General features: G+C 67.3%; 14 protein-coding genes. 4 read left to right on the top strand and 10 right to left on the bottom strand.

The window, feature by feature from the left end; genetic code table 11:
- Positions 1-60: 60 nt before the first annotated feature.
- The 3 genes from PBT88_RS06190 to PBT88_RS06180 are packed head-to-tail and all read right to left on the bottom strand — an operon-like array spanning position 61 to position 3556.
- Positions 61-627 carry a PqiC family protein gene (locus tag PBT88_RS06190; RefSeq protein ID WP_270078339.1) on the bottom strand — a complete coding sequence of 189 codons (567 nt, stop codon included), beginning with the start codon at positions 625-627 and terminating at the stop codon, positions 61-63.
- Positions 627-2324, bottom strand: a complete 1698-nt coding sequence (locus tag PBT88_RS06185; RefSeq protein WP_270078338.1) for a PqiB family protein — start codon at positions 2322-2324, stop codon at positions 627-629. Before PBT88_RS06185 ends, PBT88_RS06190 begins: the two co-directional genes overlap by 1 nt.
- Entirely contained in the window at positions 2321-3556 is a 1236-nt protein-coding gene (locus PBT88_RS06180) for a paraquat-inducible protein A (protein WP_270078337.1), read from the bottom strand. Before PBT88_RS06180 ends, PBT88_RS06185 begins: the two co-directional genes overlap by 4 nt.
- 415 nt (positions 3557-3971) lie before the next feature.
- On the opposite strand from PBT88_RS06180, the gene PBT88_RS06175 reads away from it, so the two are divergent.
- Positions 3972-4733: a response regulator transcription factor gene (locus tag PBT88_RS06175; RefSeq protein WP_270078336.1), complete on the top strand. Its 762-nt coding sequence runs from the start codon at positions 3972-3974 to the stop codon at positions 4731-4733.
- 24 nt (positions 4734-4757) lie between these two features.
- Here PBT88_RS06175 and PBT88_RS06170 read toward each other — a convergent pair whose 3' ends face one another.
- The 5 genes from PBT88_RS06170 to PBT88_RS06150 form a co-directional block, all read right to left on the bottom strand.
- Positions 4758-6398: a ShlB/FhaC/HecB family hemolysin secretion/activation protein gene (locus tag PBT88_RS06170; protein ID WP_270078335.1), complete on the bottom strand. Its 1641-nt coding sequence runs from the start codon at positions 6396-6398 to the stop codon at positions 4758-4760.
- A gap of 60 nt (positions 6399-6458) precedes the next feature.
- Positions 6459-7676: a hypothetical protein gene (locus PBT88_RS06165; protein WP_270078334.1), complete on the bottom strand. Its 1218-nt coding sequence runs from the start codon at positions 7674-7676 to the stop codon at positions 6459-6461.
- 179 nt (positions 7677-7855) lie between these two features.
- Positions 7856-8041 carry a tautomerase family protein gene (locus PBT88_RS06160; protein ID WP_270078333.1) on the bottom strand — a complete coding sequence of 62 codons (186 nt, stop codon included), beginning with the start codon at positions 8039-8041 and terminating at the stop codon, positions 7856-7858.
- Between the two features lie 39 nt (positions 8042-8080).
- Positions 8081-8608: an SRPBCC family protein gene (locus PBT88_RS06155; RefSeq protein ID WP_270078332.1), complete on the bottom strand. Its 528-nt coding sequence runs from the start codon at positions 8606-8608 to the stop codon at positions 8081-8083.
- A gap of 84 nt (positions 8609-8692) precedes the next feature.
- Positions 8693-9538: an aldo/keto reductase gene (locus PBT88_RS06150; protein ID WP_270078331.1), complete on the bottom strand. Its 846-nt coding sequence runs from the start codon at positions 9536-9538 to the stop codon at positions 8693-8695.
- 261 nt (positions 9539-9799) lie between these two features.
- On the opposite strand from PBT88_RS06150, the gene PBT88_RS06145 reads away from it, so the two are divergent.
- Positions 9800-10546, top strand: a complete 747-nt coding sequence (locus PBT88_RS06145) for a dienelactone hydrolase family protein (protein WP_270078330.1) — start codon at positions 9800-9802, stop codon at positions 10544-10546.
- A 15-nt stretch (positions 10547-10561) separates the two neighbouring features.
- On the opposite strand, the gene PBT88_RS06140 is transcribed toward PBT88_RS06145, so the two are convergent.
- Complete coding sequence (locus PBT88_RS06140; RefSeq protein WP_270078329.1) at positions 10562-12475, bottom strand: hypothetical protein; 1914 nt, start codon at positions 12473-12475, stop codon at positions 10562-10564.
- A gap of 397 nt (positions 12476-12872) precedes the next feature.
- Here PBT88_RS06140 and PBT88_RS06135 point away from each other — a divergent pair, with 397 nt between their 5' ends.
- Entirely contained in the window at positions 12873-13133 is a 261-nt protein-coding gene (locus tag PBT88_RS06135) for a hypothetical protein (protein ID WP_270078328.1), read from the top strand.
- 221 nt (positions 13134-13354) lie between these two features.
- Positions 13355-13729, top strand: a complete 375-nt coding sequence (locus PBT88_RS06130; protein WP_270078327.1) for a hypothetical protein — start codon at positions 13355-13357, stop codon at positions 13727-13729.
- Here PBT88_RS06130 and PBT88_RS21130 read toward each other — a convergent pair.
- The gene (locus PBT88_RS21130; protein ID WP_456115222.1) at positions 13701-13820 is read right to left on the bottom strand and encodes a DUF3309 family protein; all 120 of its coding nucleotides are present in this window, start codon (positions 13818-13820) and stop codon (positions 13701-13703) included. The genes PBT88_RS06130 and PBT88_RS21130 overlap by 29 nt on opposite strands.
- Positions 13821-13867 lie beyond the last annotated feature (47 nt).

The raw sequence follows: 13867 nt of genomic DNA, 5'->3' as shown, positions 1-13867 counted from the left end.
AAGAAATATCTTGGCTACACAAGAGCCTGATACGGTGGCGTCATATGATCGGCGAGGGCCTCAGCCCCCGCTGTCCGCATCCTGGGCGATCCGGTCGGCCAGCTGGCCGATCAGCACGCCGAGAGCCTGCGCGACCGGCACCGGCGCGATTCCGGTCGTTGTCGTGGTCAGCTGCAGTTGCTGCACCGCCCCGTGTGGCAAGGCCCGATAGGCGACCTGCATCGTCGCTGCGCCCGGTGCGGTCTGGACGCCGAGGATCGTGACGTCGAGCGTCCGGGCGTGGCCGCGCGCCGCCACCATGCCCGGCGGCAGCACCGATCCGGCCGGCAAGCGTGCCGTCAGGTCGCGGATCAAGGCATCGCGGGCGAGCAGGCCGAGCGGCGCCGTCCAGCGCGCGAAATCATCGACCTTCACCTCGCCGGCGTTCTCCTGATGGACGAACTCCGCCCGATCGAGCGAGGCCGGCAGATGCACCGCCGGCACCAGGATTGGCAGGCCGTGATAACCGGCGTGGACCGCGGCCGGCACCGGCGGGGCGGCATCGAGCGTCAGCAGGATCGATTTGGGGCTGGTGCAGCCCGCCAGCGCCAGCAGCGCGACGAGGCCGACAGGGGGCAAAGCGCGCATCATTTCTTCTCCTTTGCCTTGCCACGGATCAGCGCTTCGGGATGGCGCCCGAGATAATCGGTCAGCGACCGGATCGAGCGCGACATCTCGTCGATCTGCTGGATCGCATCGGGCAGGCTGCGATCCTGCATCGCCCCTTCGCCCGACAACACGGTGCGCGCCGCAGCGGCGGTGCCATGGAGTTCGTCGGCAGTCTGGTTGAGCTTGGTCATCAGCGGCCCGATCTGCGGCTTGACCTCCGTCAGGATAGCGTCGAGCTGCCTCAGCGTGCCGTCGAGATGCGCGATGCTGTCGCGCACCTGCCCCGAACCGCTGATCTGGGCGATATTCGCGCTGATCTTGCCGAGATTGTCGCCGATCTGCTCGATCGGGATGCGATTGATCTTCTGCAATATCTGGTTGGCGCTGGCGACGAGATCGTCGGCGCCGCCGCCACCCTCCGCCACCGGCAGCAGCGGATAGAGGCCGCCATCATGGCCGAGGCTCGCGGGCGTGGCCCCGCGGTCGGCCGACAGCTGCACGACATGCGCGCCGACCAGGGGCGGCGACTGGACGAGATGCACGCGATAGCCCTGTGCGAGCAGCCGCGACACCGTCCGGTCGGTCGCCGTCCGCCAATCATCGTGGGGCGCGGTATCCGGCAGGTCGATATCGAGCTTGCGCGGATAGAGCGCGATCGTGGCCTCGGTGTAGGGCTTGCCACCGGGCGCGAAACGCAGCTTGGCGCCGCGCACGCGGCCGACGGCATAACCGAGCATCGACACGCTGGCGTTGGGCGCCAGATCCCCGGCTTCGCCATTCAGCAACATGCGATAGGCGATTTCGGGGCCGGTCGGCCCCTGTTCGGCGGTCTGCTCGTCGTCATAGAGGGTGAAGGTCGCGCCCTCCGGCACCTGCGGCCCCGCCCTCGCATCATGGGGCAGCTCGAACTGCACCGAGCCCTGCAGCACGGCGGCCGGCGACGACAGGCCCGCCGAGATGCTGGCGCCGCTCAGCGACAGCTTGAGCGGGCTGCCCGACCAGAATTCGGCACCCGGCTTGATCAGCCGGTCATAGGGCGCGTTGATGAACATCCGCATCCGGAAATGATCGAAGCCGAGCAGACCGTTATCGACCACCTTGCCGATGGCGAGGCCATGATAGCTCACCGAAGCGCCGGGCTGGATCGAGCCGGTCTTGGACGTGATGAAATAGGTGGTGCCCTTGGCATCCGGCGGGACGATCGGCGGCTGGTCGAGCCCGGTGAAGGTCCGCTGGGGCGCGCCGCCGGTGCCGGGCGCCATCGCGATGATCACGCCCGCCACGGCGGCGCGGATCGACTGGATATCGGTGATGCTCGGATTTTCGCCGATCAGCCAGAATTTGGTGTTGCTGTTGAGCGCCGCCTTCTCGCGCGGATCGAGCTTCAGCGTCACCTCGACATGATGCCCGTCGGGCGAGACCCGCACCTTGGACACCTCGCCGGCCTCGACCCCGGAGACCAGCACCTTGGTGTTGCCGGGCGTGACCCCTTCCGCGTTGCCGAAGGTGACCTTCACCTCGACGCCCTGGCGGGTCAGCGCACGGACGCCCAGAAACGCCACGATGATCAGCGCCGCGAGCGGGATCGCCCAGACCAGGCCGGGCCAGCGGCTCCGGACGCTGCGCGCCTCGGGCAGATCATCATCCCCGGTCGGCTGATGGCGGTCGTCGGTCACTGAGGTCTCCTGGCGGCGTCCCACATCAGGCGGGGATCGAAGGTCTTGGCGCTGATGATGGTCAGCACCACCACGGCGGTGAACGGCACGGAGGCCGCCTCGGCACGGCCATAGATCAGGGCGTTGTAATTCATCACCGGCACGAACGCGCCGATCACGAAAGGATCCACCATCGACCAGCGCCCGATCTCTTCGACCACGCGATAGGTCCGCGCCTTGGCGACGAGGTGGCGGTTGGAACGGCTGAGCACCGACCAGACGCACCAGCCGAGCCCGACCAGCTTGAGGAACGGGATCAGGAAGCTGGCGCAGAAGACGAGGATGGCGAGATCCCACAGGCCCGCCTGCACCAGATCGATCACGCCTTCCAGCACGGTGTATTTGGTCGGCTGGTAATTGATCGGCAGCGTCGCCAGCGGATAGATGTTGGCCGGAATGTAGAGCAGCAGCGCCGCCAGCGTCAGCGCGATCGTGCGGCTGATGCTCTGCGGCTTGCGGCGACGCACCGGCGCGGCGCAACGCGGGCAGGTCCGGCCTTCGTGATGGGCCGGCAGCAGCAGGTCGCAATCCTGACACTCGATCGCCTCCGCCGTATCGGCGGGCGCCGTATCGGGGGCGATCCGCTCCCACACCGCCGCCTTGTCGAGCGTGGCGCGCACAACCAGCGCGAGCACGCCGGCCGCGATGAAGGCCATGGCGCCCGGCCCCACCCGCACCGCGATCGAGGCGGCCAACCGCGCATAGGCGACCGCCAGGCCCAGCAGGAAGACGTCGGGCATCGCCCAGGTCTCCAGCCGGTTGGACCAGCGGAAGGCGCGCCCCATCCAGGGCTCGACCCGGCCGAACTCGAGAAAACCCAGCACTGCCGTCAGCAACCCGAAGCGGACCAGCGGGAAGACCACCACGAACAGCAGCACGATCAGCGCCAGCCATGGCCAGCCATCCGCCAGCATCGCCCCCGCCGCGGACGCGAGGTGGCTGCTCCTCGATACGCCCAGCGCATCGGTGCGGAGGAACAGCGAGAGATTGGCGGGGATCAGGAACAGCAAGGTCGCGAGCGAACAGGCCAGAGCGGCCGACAGGCTACGGCCATGGGTGCGTTCCAGCGTGCCGTCGCACGAGACGCAACGCGTCACCGTCGCGCGGCGCGGCGCAGGCAGACGCTGGCGTGTACCGCAATCCGGGCATCCGACGATCTCCGCGCCGGCCGAACTCTGTACCCTAGCCGTCACGGAGCGCGCAGAGCCTTTTAAGAAACCACCAAGTTTGGCAGCCCTGCCCCTCCTGTCCAAGCCTGCCCCCCATGTAAAGTCCCTTCCCGCCAACGCCCGTCGGCGCAAAAGGATCAATCGGCATGAGGTCGTGCCGTTCGCGATTCCGGCAGCGCCTTTGCGGCACCCGCAGCGACATGCGGCAACAGGCCGCAGCCATCACGCAGCATCCCGAAGAACCGCATTTTGGATATCCAAGTCTCCACGATCGTCATCATTTCGCTGCGGCAAGTTGTGGATGGCTACTTATTTTCCGGTGCTACGCTGCGACACGCCGGTCGGCCGCAGGCACTTCGCCGACTAACCAATGTTTAGGAACAGATGGGCTATTGTCCAGTCCGAGTCGAAACGATCATGGATCGCATCCTTGGGTTTGGTGAGCTCTGTTTCAGGCCTGGAGGGAAGGGCCGACCGGGATGAGCGGCTGAGCGAAGGCCTGCCCCTGGTCGATGTCGTCGGAATAGGGTCGCAACCGGAACTGGCGGTGCGCTCCGCCGTCATCAAGGCGGGCGGCCGCGCCGCCAGCCGGGAATGGCGACCGGGCGGCCGCAGCCTGCCGAAATTGTCGGGCGTCGTCCTGATCGTCGATGCCCATATCGACGGCGCGGCGCTGCATCTGCTGCTCTCCGATATCCGGGGCGGCACCGATGCGCGGATCATCCTGATCCTGCCCCGTGCCTCCTCCGAATCCCGGCTGATGGCGCGGCTTCACGGGGCCGATCACGTCGTGGGCGCCGATGTCGACCCGCGAGAGTTGGCCGCGATCATCAGGAACGAAATCCGCCACCATGCGCGCGGCGCCTTGGTGCGTCCCGTCGGCCCGGCGCGCGCCGGCGAGGAGCAGCATCGCTGGCACCTCGATGAAGAGCGCTGGTCGCTGGTCGCGCCCAATCAGTGCGAGATCCGCCTCACCCACAGCGAGTTCGGGATGCTGCGGATCCTCGTCGGCCAGCCCGGTGTCGTGCAACCGCGCCGCCTGCTGCGCGCCGCCATCGACGGCGATCCGTCCCACTCGCGCGTGCTCGATACGGTGATCTCGCGGTTGCGGCGCAAGGTGTGGGATTGCGCGCACATGGAATTGCCGCTGCGATCGGCGCGCGGCGAAGGCTATGTCTTCGCCAGCAACGGCCTGATCTGACCGATCGCCCCGGCGCCTCTCGCGTCAATGGCCCAGCGCCAGCCGCCACGCGACGTTCAGCTGCCAATCCTTGTCGAAACCCGGATAGGGGCTGTCGATCCGGCGCGCCGCCTCCAGGTCCAGTTCCCCTTTGTCGCGGAAGGCCAGGCGCACGCCGCCGCCCGCCGAGGCGAGATCGTAGCTCGCCGCCGGGATCGGCCCGCGCGCGACATAGCGGACGCCGGCCTTGTCCCCGAACAGATAGAGCTCGCTGTTGGCGAACGCCTTGGGCAGAGCCGGCCGCCACGCAATCTCCGCGCTGCCGGCCGCGCCGCGATCCGCCGCCAGCGTCGCCACCGGAAAGGCCCGGCCATAATTGGCACCGCCGACGAGGAAGCGCTCGACCGCCGGCAAGGCGTCGTCGCTCCACTGGCCCGCACCGTTCAGCCGGGCGACGAAATGTTTGCCGAGGGAGCGGCTGAGCGACAGCGTGCCGTTGATCTTGATGAAGCGCGGATCGGCGAGCGTCGTGGCGGTGTCGGCGCCGAGCCCATCCAGACCGCGGCTGACGATCAGGCTCGCGCTCAGCACATGCTTCGCGCCGCTGTCCGAGAAGATCGCGGCGGCGCGGGCGGCACGCGTCCGTTCGCGCGCGAGCAGCGAACCCAGCACCGCATTGTCGCTGTTCACGGCATCGAGGGACGCGCTGACCGTCAGGTTGCGCTGATAGGATCGGATCAGCGGATGGCTGATCCCGAAGGAGGCGATGTCGGCATTGCCCTTGATGTGGCTGTGCCGCGTGCGGGTGGCGAGATGGGCGACCGAGACGGTGGCACGGGTGCCGTCCGCGCCGAGCGGTGTCGAATGGGTCAGGTTGGCATATTGGAACGCCTTGAAATTGGTGGAGGTCGCCAGTGTCACGTCGGTCTCGTCGCCCGGCCGCAGCGCCCCGTAGAGCTTGCCCTGCGCCTGGAACTCGCCGTCGGACAGCTGTTGCTGGGTCTGGTTGTCGAAGCTCAGCGCGAAATCATGGGTCCGCTGCTTGAGGATCAGCACCAGTCTGACCCCGCCGGGGCGATCGCCGCGGAGCAGCTTGGCCTCGACGGACAGGCCGGGAATGTCGCGGATCAGCGAGAGATAGCGTTGCAGGCTGCTCTTCCGCAGCGGCCGTTCGACCGCCATCACCTTGGCATATTGCTGGACCAGCTTGACCGAGCTCTTGCCGATATCGCCGGTCACGATCGCCTGCTCGATATAGCCCTCGGCAATGCGGACATGGAGAATGCCGCCCTCGAAACTCTGCGCCGGTATCCCGATCGTGTAGAGCGCGATCGCGCTGCGGCCATAGGCGTCCGACAGCGCGTTCGCGAGCGCCTGGAGCGTTTCTGTGGAGGCCGGGCGGCCCAGGAAAGGGCGCGCTGCCGCCGCGACGCCGGCCGGCGCCTCCACCCCGTCGAACCGCACGCCCTTGATCAGCCCGGCATTGCTGGCGCCCTGGGCGACGCTGGTGACATGGTCCGGCGTGGCGGGCGGCGCGACCGGCGCGGACGACGGTGCCTGGCGCGTGGCCGCCATCCGCCCCTGATCGATGAGCAGGCCGGTGGGGCTGCCCGGAACCGCCTGGCCATGGGCGGCGGCCACCCATAAGGCGGCCAGCCCCCCGGCGAAAAGCCGAGATGATCGCATAAGGTCGCTCTTGAACGGAGGAGGACGGGCGGGCGCCGGCCGGCGCCCGCCCCGATTGCATCAATGGTGCAGGATCGTCCCGACCGCAGCCAGCGGATTGGCGATGGGCGCCGCCCCCGCACTGGTCACTCCGGGCAGCGTCACGCTGACCAGCTGGCCCCCGCTCAGGACGCCGACACCGAGCGCGCTTGCGGTCGGCGCACTGGACGACAGCACATTGGCGGCAATCGCCGGCGTGCCGGACGCCGGGATCAGCGTGGCATTGGCGGCCTGGACACCCAACAGGCCATTGCCCGGAAGTGCCGCGCCGCCACTGGGCAGCACGCTGCCCGCCGCCTGCGCCAGCTTGCCGGTCACGCCATTGAGCGCCGGCGCCGTGACGGATGCGACCGCGCCGTTGCTGAGCACGCCGACGCCGAGCGCCTGCGCTTCGGGCGAGTTGGGGGACAGCACCTGCACGTCGACCGCCGGCGTGCCGGTCGGATGGGCCAATGTCGCGTCGGCGACCTGCGCGCCGAGCAGATTGCCGGCGGCCGGCAGCGCACTGTTCTGGGCCAGGTGCAGATCCACGACGGAGCCGCTGCCGGTGGCCGGCGATCCGGCGCTGACCGCGACCAGCGAACTGCCCGACGCATCGCCGAGCAGGGTGGTCCCGCCGAGCGCGACCGTCGCGACCGGCGCCACCGCCTTGGTGACGCCATCGACCAGCGGCGTGCTGCCATCGGCGGCGCCGTTCAGGGCGGTGCCGGTGTTGGTGAGCAGTTGCGTCACCGCGTCGGTGGCCGGCTCCAGCCCCGGTGCGACGCCGTTCACCGCCTGGGCGACAGCGGCATGGGCCGATCCCAGCCCGAGCGCGGCATTGCCGGCGACGACAAGCACCGGCGCCAGTGGCGACGCCTGCCCGGCCTGCCCGACATTGGGGAGGATGCCGGTTCCGGCGACACCAGCCGATCCCGTGACCGATCCGATCGGCAGGCTCGCCAGCGTGCCGCCCGTACCCGTCCCGCCAGAACCCGTGCCGCCCGATCCGGTGCCACCCGACCCCGTGCCGCCCGACCCGGTGCCGCCACTGCCCGTGCCTGTGCCGGTCCCCGTGCCATTGTCGCCACCGCTGCCCGAGCCGTCGCCAGCGCCGCTACCGCCGCTGCCCCCACTATTGCCGCCGTCGCCCGCGCCGATGCCGGCCAGCCGGGTGCTGCCGGTGGTATTGCAGGCCGCCAGCGACAGCGCCATCGCGGTCAGCGTGATAGATCCCATGAGATTCTTCGCGGAAATCATAGCAACCTCCCAATTACAAGAAGTTGCCGAACCATGACCGGGATAGGACGATCCCGTTTGTTGCCGAGGTTAAGCCAGTATCAACCAATGTTGATCGGCGTTCACTCTGTCATCCCGCGTCATGGGAGGGCTGCGACTGGCGCCATGCCGATGGATGGCGCCTCGACGCGATGCCGGGATCAGCGCTCGCTGAACGGCACCCCGCCGCGCGATTTGCTGTCGGCTCCGGATTCGACGATCTGGACGACGACGAGGTCCGCAGCGACCGAAAAATGGGTCACGACGGCCTCGGTGATGGCCTGCATCAACGCCTTCTTCTGCGCGGCGCTGCGGCCCGATACGGCATGTACGACGATTTCCGGCATGGATGATCTCCTGAAGCGTGAACGGGGCCCGGCTGTCGATCAGGACGCCGGGGCGGCTTCCGCCATCGATTGCATCGTCTTCACCGCCTTCGCGAACAGGGCGGAGCGTTGCTGCACCTCCTTGGCACGGGCGGTCGGATCGCTGATTCCGTTATTGTCGTAGAATAAGGTGTAGACGATCCGCGACGAGCGGCCGTCGATCGGCTCTACGGCGAGCGTGCCATGATAGAGGTGCAAGGGCGCACTGATATGGTCGGTCTGCGTATAGGTATAGGATGTCGCGGTGCGGCCCACCAGAATCTCGACGATCTTGTGATCGATGAGCCGCGTCGCGCCGATCTCGCCATCCTTGCCGGCGACGATCTCGCACGGTTTGCCCATCCATTTCGTCAGATCGCAATAATGGCCGATCCTGGCCCAGACGGCGCCGGCCGGGCGGGTGACGTCGGCCTGATGCACGATCGTCACATAATGGGGTGACGGCGCGGCGGCGACGGACGTTCCCGTCGCGAGAAGAGCGGGAACGATCGCCGCGAGGGGGCGGTATCCGAACAGGGCGTGGGGCATCGCAAATTCCTTTCATCGAGAGCGGTGTGCTGAAATCCGGTCAAGGCCGCGATCGGACCATGCCCGTGCAGGAGATATCCGGCCCTAGAATTCCTCGTAGGTCGCAGGATCCTGCCCGGCGATCCGACCGTCGGCCCGCGCGAGCGACCTGATGACGGCCTTGTCCTCGTCGGAGAGCGTGAAATCGAAGATCGACAGATTCTCGATCTGCCGTTCGTCGGAGGTCGCCTTGGGCACCGGCACGACACCGATCTCGATCTGCCAGCGCAGGATCACCTGCGGGATCGATTTGCCCAGCCGATCCGCGATCTGCTTGAGCCCGGCATTGTGGAGCAGCTCGTTGGCGCGCCCCAGCGGGCTCCATGCCTGGGTGACGATGCCCTGCTTCGCATCGAAGGCGCGCTGCTCGTCCTGCGGGAAGAAAGGATGCAGCTCGATCTGGTTCACGCTCGGCAGCACGCCGGTTTCGCGGTCCAGCGTCTCCAGATGCTCGGGCAGGAAGTTGCACACCCCGATCGAGCGCACCAGGCCGCGCGAACGGGCCTCGATCAGCGCCGTCCATGCCTCGACATAATGGCCCTGCTGCGGGTTCGGCCAATGGATCAGATAGAGGTCGTAATAATCGAGCTGCGCGCGCAGCAGCGATTCCTCGATCGTCACGATCGCCTTGTCGAAGGCCTGATGGCGACCGGGCAGCTTGGAGACAATCCTGATCTCCTCCCGCGCGATCCCGGCGCTGCGGACGGCTTGCCCGACCGCGCCTTCATTCTCGTAGTTGAACGCGAAATCGAGCAGGCGGTAGCCATTATGGAGCGCGCGGACCATCACCTCCACGCCGGCCCGGCCGTTGAGCAGATAGGTGCCGAACCCGATCGCGGGAATGCTTCCCCCGTCGTTCAGGGCGATCTGGGGAATGTTGGACGCAATCATGACACACTCCATCAACGGAAATACGACACACCTGCCATCCTCTCCGTCGGCGGCTTGACCAGATAGGCTCCGGGGCACGGTTTTCCACCGATTTTGATGGGTGAACGCGATCGGCGGCGATCCGTTGCATCGCTTTGCAAGGCAGATCGCCGGCATGATGCCCGGTCATGGGCGGCGGGCGCTTCTGCCCGATTTTCCGCGACGGCTGGCGGCGGGATCGCTAGGCAGAGCCCGCAATGGCCTTGCAACGGGAGTGCATCGATGATCATCCTGACGGACGAGCATGAAGACATCGCCACGCCGACCGGCATGATGCGGGTCCACCTCGTCCGCCCGGCCGGCCCCGGGCGCTTCCCGGCGGTGCTGTTATTCTCGGAAATCTATCAGGTGACGGCGCCGATCCGGCGGCTGGCGGCGCTGATCGCCGGCCATGGCTTCGTCGTCGGCATCCCCGAAGTCTATCATGAAGACGAGCCGGCGGGCACCGCGCTGGCTTATGACACGGCCGGTACGGAGCGTGGCAATGCGCTGAAATTCGGCAAGCCGCTCTCGGCTTTCGATGACGATGCCCGCGCGGCGCTCGATTTTCTGGCCGGGCATCCCGGCTCGAACGGCCGGCTCGGCACGTTCGGCGTGTGTCTCGGCGGTCACCTCGCCTATCGCGCCGCGCTCAATCCCTCGGTCTCGGCGGCGGTCTGCTTCTACGCGACCGATATCCATTCGGGCACGCTCGGCGCCGGCCAGTCCGACGACAGCCTCGCGCGCATGGACGAACTGGCCGCGGACACGCTGTTCGTCTGGGGCCGCCAGGATCCGCATGTGCCGTTCGCCGGCCGCGAGCGGATCCGTGCGCGGCTGGAGGAGACCGGCGCGCGCTATGCATGGACCGAGGTGAACGCCGCCCACGCCTTCCTGCGCGACGAAGGCCCGCGCTACGATCCGGCGCTGCTGGTCGAGGCGATCGGCTGGACCGTCGCCCATTTCGACCGGACGCTGCGCGGCGCGTAACCAGCGGGAACCGCCTCAGTCGCCGATCGCGCCGAAGGTCTTCCAGGTGCCGGGCGTCCCCGCGGCGACGCAGATCCAGCCCGCGAAGCCCCCCGCCGTCGCATCGAGGTTGAACACGATGTCGCCCCGGCCATGATCGCCCACGGCCGGGGCCGCCATGGCGAAATCGATCTGCCGCGCCTTGTCCTCGACGCCCACGAACAGGCTCGCAATCTGCACGGCCGGGTTGCGCACCGGATGCGGCCGTCCGTAGGTCATGGTCGATGATGGGCCGGCGCACAGGATCATCTCGGGATCGCTGCCACCATAGCGCAGGCTATAGGCCTTGCGGGCGAAGTTGAACGACCAGGCGAAACCGGCCGGCGCGACGATGCTGTTCATCGCCAGCGAGACGGCGCCGTCGGCGGCACCGCCTCCGCCCTGCCGGGTTTCGGTCTCGCCATGGGCCGGGTCCGCCCGGGTGATCGTGCCGGCCCCCCCTGGAAATAATGTGATGCCGTCCGCCGCATAGACCGCGCCCTTGCCGCCCAGCACGGACTGCGCCGCGATGCCGTTGAGGAAAATCGCCCGACCGCCCGGATTCTGGATCAGGCCGAGCCCGCCCTCCTTATATTTCCCCACCACCGCGACGGGCGCATTGGGGTTGTCGTACAGCGACGAGCCGCCGCTCTTCCAGACCATGCCGGCCATCCAGGCCGGCACCGCCGCGTTGGGGGCGCCTTCGCCGAACGGATACCAGACCGTCTCGTCGGTGCCGGGGCACGTCATCGACGCCGCGGCATCGCGGCCGGCGACCACGCCATAATGGCGGCCCGCATAGGCGCAGAAAGACGAGGTGCCATGGCGATCCCACGGGCGCCCGGCGACCGCGCTGCCATTGCCGTCTTCCTGCCCGCCGATCCAGCTATTGCCGAGGAACGAGCTTTCCCACACCCCGAACAGGCCATTGCTGTTGCAGACGATGTTGATGAAGATGTTGGCATTGCTGTCCCCGCCGACGCACTTGATGCCATTGCCGCCGTTGAAGGAGCAGACGATGTCCTCGTAACGGCCATTGTCGCTCAGGCCGAGCTTCGCGGCGCCGCCGCCATCGCCGATGCCGACGCGAATGCCGTCATCGGCAAAATACATCGCCTTGAGGTTGGTGATCCGGCTGCTGCCCGATCGATCCCAGACGCCGTGGCGGTTCAGCCCGGTGTCGTTATTAGCGCCGAAGAGGGTGATATCGGAAAGCACCGACCCCATCGCTCCGGTAGCGGCCTTGTCCGAATCCGCTGCGCCGCCGTGCGTATTGTAATTTTCGAGCGTGATGCCGCGCAGGCCGGTGCAGACGAACACGGTGCCATAGCCACCATTCTGCGCACCGGATGCCGCGCTGCCGAGGAGCGCATAGCTTCCGTGCTTCAGCGCCATCGGGCTGGCGAAGCGATAGCATCGCCGCCCGAAGCGAACCGGTAACAGCGATCGGTAATAGCCATTCGTCGAGCGCGTGCTGCACGTCTGCAGGAAGTCGTCCATCGCCAGCCACGCCGGCATATCGTCCGACCCCGTTGCGACGCCCGTCTTCGGATCGAAGGTCGCATCGCCATAGGCCCCGAACGCATCGAAGAGCACCGCTCCATCCTCGTTCGGCACCAGCCGATAGCCATGCACCGAGCCGTCCGCCCAGCGCGCACGAAACGTCCACAAGGGATGGGCGGCCGCGAAGTCCGCGCCGATGGTATCGTCCCTGAGATAGAGGCCGCCCCCCACGCCCGCCTCGCGGTGCCCCGTCGTCCGCACCATCTGCGTGCCATCGGCAAGGTCCGTCATGTCGCGGGTCGCCACGAAGGTGCCGATCAGCCCGGGCGACACGCCTGCCGCGTCACCCGCCCCCGGCCCGTCGCGGCCGGACAGAGCCGGCATCCGGCCGGTCGTATCGAGGACCATGCACATCAGATCGTCACTCCCTTGGCAAAATCGCGCGTCGCCCGAGGCAGGGCTTCCCATCCATCGGGTGGATCGGCGGCAGATTCTAGAGCGGCTTTGCAAAAGCGCGAGAGAGCGGACGCGATATCCGGGCGACGCCCGGCCGTTCCCGCTCGCATGCCCGATCAGTCAGATCCAGCAAGAGATCAGAAAAATCGGGACTTTCCGGCCAAAGCATGGATATCGCTGACGAAAGACCTGCCAAGAGCCGAAGTCCTCAGCGCCCCGACAGCGAGCCGATGCTCGAGGCCCACTGGCCAAACATTTGCCAGCTGATGTCATGCATCCTTATTCGCCCAAAATATGTTATGGAGAATCAGCGGTGGGTCTCCACCGCGTGTGAGAAGGGAGACCGAGCATGAAGCTTGGAAAGGTAGCGGCAGCATTGGCCGTTGTGGGGTTGCTGGCCCCCTCTACGCTGGCGGCGGTGACGCCGTCGACCGCGGCGCCTCTGACGACCGGCGCGCGCGCCGGCGCCACGACGCACGGTCAGGCCTCGAACCTGGCCTCGACGAGCACCATCCTGGCCGCTCTGGCCGTGGTGGCGGCCGGCACCGGCGTCGCCGCGGGCGTTGGCGCTTTCGACAGCAACGACCATCACCGGCCGGTCAGCCCGTAAGGCTGATCCTTGATGCGGATGATCGCGTGAAATCCCCGTCGAGCGGATGCCCGGCGGGGATTTCATTGCTGATCGCCCCTATCGTCTCGAGGACGAGCACCACCCGGCGATCACCCTCGCCTGTCGCGCGGGCCTATACCGTTTCGACCATTGGGAATCGGAACTACACGCCGGCAGGCGGCCAATAGCGGCGCTCATCCCCCACGCGATGAACGCCTGCGATGGAGCGCAATATCGCGGCTGCGATGGCCGATGATCCGATGTCTCGGACACCGCTGCCGGCATCGATCCGCGCCGCCCACGCCTGCCTGGCGGCCCATATCGTCTGGAGCCGATCGACATTCGGATTGGCGGAATGTCGGATGATCGTGTCGTTTCAGCATCCCGCCTCCGCCGGGCGCTCAGCGCCAAGCTTTGCTGGTATCCTGAAACAGGTTCAGGATGACGATCGCTTCGGCCGTGGATCGTGGCCTGATCCGGCGAATGTCGTTTCGAACTCAGCGGAAGATGGATCGTCCGCGGTCGTCGCCGCGAACGAAACCATCTGCCGTCGGGAATGCCGTCGTCTCAGACTTGGCCCAGCAGGATCAGAATGATCAGGATGATCAAAACGAGACCGAGACCGCCCGAGGGGCCGTAACCCCAGCTCCGGCTATGCCCCCATCTCGGCAAGGCACCGACAAGCATCAGAATGAGAATGATGACGAGAATTGTGCCGATCACGAAACGCTCTC

Origin of the sequence: Sphingomonas abietis (assembly GCF_027625475.1) — a bacterium.
GTDB lineage: Bacteria > Pseudomonadota > Alphaproteobacteria > Sphingomonadales > Sphingomonadaceae > Solisphingomonas > Solisphingomonas abietis.
This window is presented reverse-complemented; position numbering and strand designations above follow the sequence as displayed.

Excerpts from the sequence above, each read along its gene's own strand:
- PBT88_RS06190 (WP_270078339.1), bottom strand. The coding sequence starts at position 627 with ATGCGCGCTTTGCCCCCTGTCGGCCTCGTCGCGCTGCTGGCGCTGGCG.
- PBT88_RS06170 (WP_270078335.1), bottom strand. The coding sequence starts at position 6,398 with ATGCGATCATCTCGGCTTTTCGCCGGGGGGCTGGCCGCCTTATGGGTG.
- PBT88_RS06165 (WP_270078334.1), bottom strand. The coding sequence starts at position 7,676 with ATGATTTCCGCGAAGAATCTCATGGGATCTATCACGCTGACCGCGATG.
- PBT88_RS06160 (WP_270078333.1), bottom strand. The coding sequence starts at position 8,041 with ATGCCGGAAATCGTCGTACATGCCGTATCGGGCCGCAGCGCCGCGCAG.
- PBT88_RS06155 (WP_270078332.1), bottom strand. The coding sequence starts at position 8,608 with ATGCCCCACGCCCTGTTCGGATACCGCCCCCTCGCGGCGATCGTTCCC.
- PBT88_RS06150 (WP_270078331.1), bottom strand. The coding sequence starts at position 9,538 with ATGATTGCGTCCAACATTCCCCAGATCGCCCTGAACGACGGGGGAAGC.
- PBT88_RS06145 (WP_270078330.1), top strand. The coding sequence starts at position 9,800 with ATGATCATCCTGACGGACGAGCATGAAGACATCGCCACGCCGACCGGC.
- PBT88_RS06140 (WP_270078329.1), bottom strand. The coding sequence starts at position 12,475 with ATGGTCCTCGATACGACCGGCCGGATGCCGGCTCTGTCCGGCCGCGAC.
- PBT88_RS06135 (WP_270078328.1), top strand. The coding sequence starts at position 12,873 with ATGAAGCTTGGAAAGGTAGCGGCAGCATTGGCCGTTGTGGGGTTGCTG.
- PBT88_RS06130 (WP_270078327.1), top strand. The coding sequence starts at position 13,355 with ATGGAGCGCAATATCGCGGCTGCGATGGCCGATGATCCGATGTCTCGG.
- PBT88_RS21130 (WP_456115222.1), bottom strand. The coding sequence starts at position 13,820 with ATGCTTGTCGGTGCCTTGCCGAGATGGGGGCATAGCCGGAGCTGGGGT.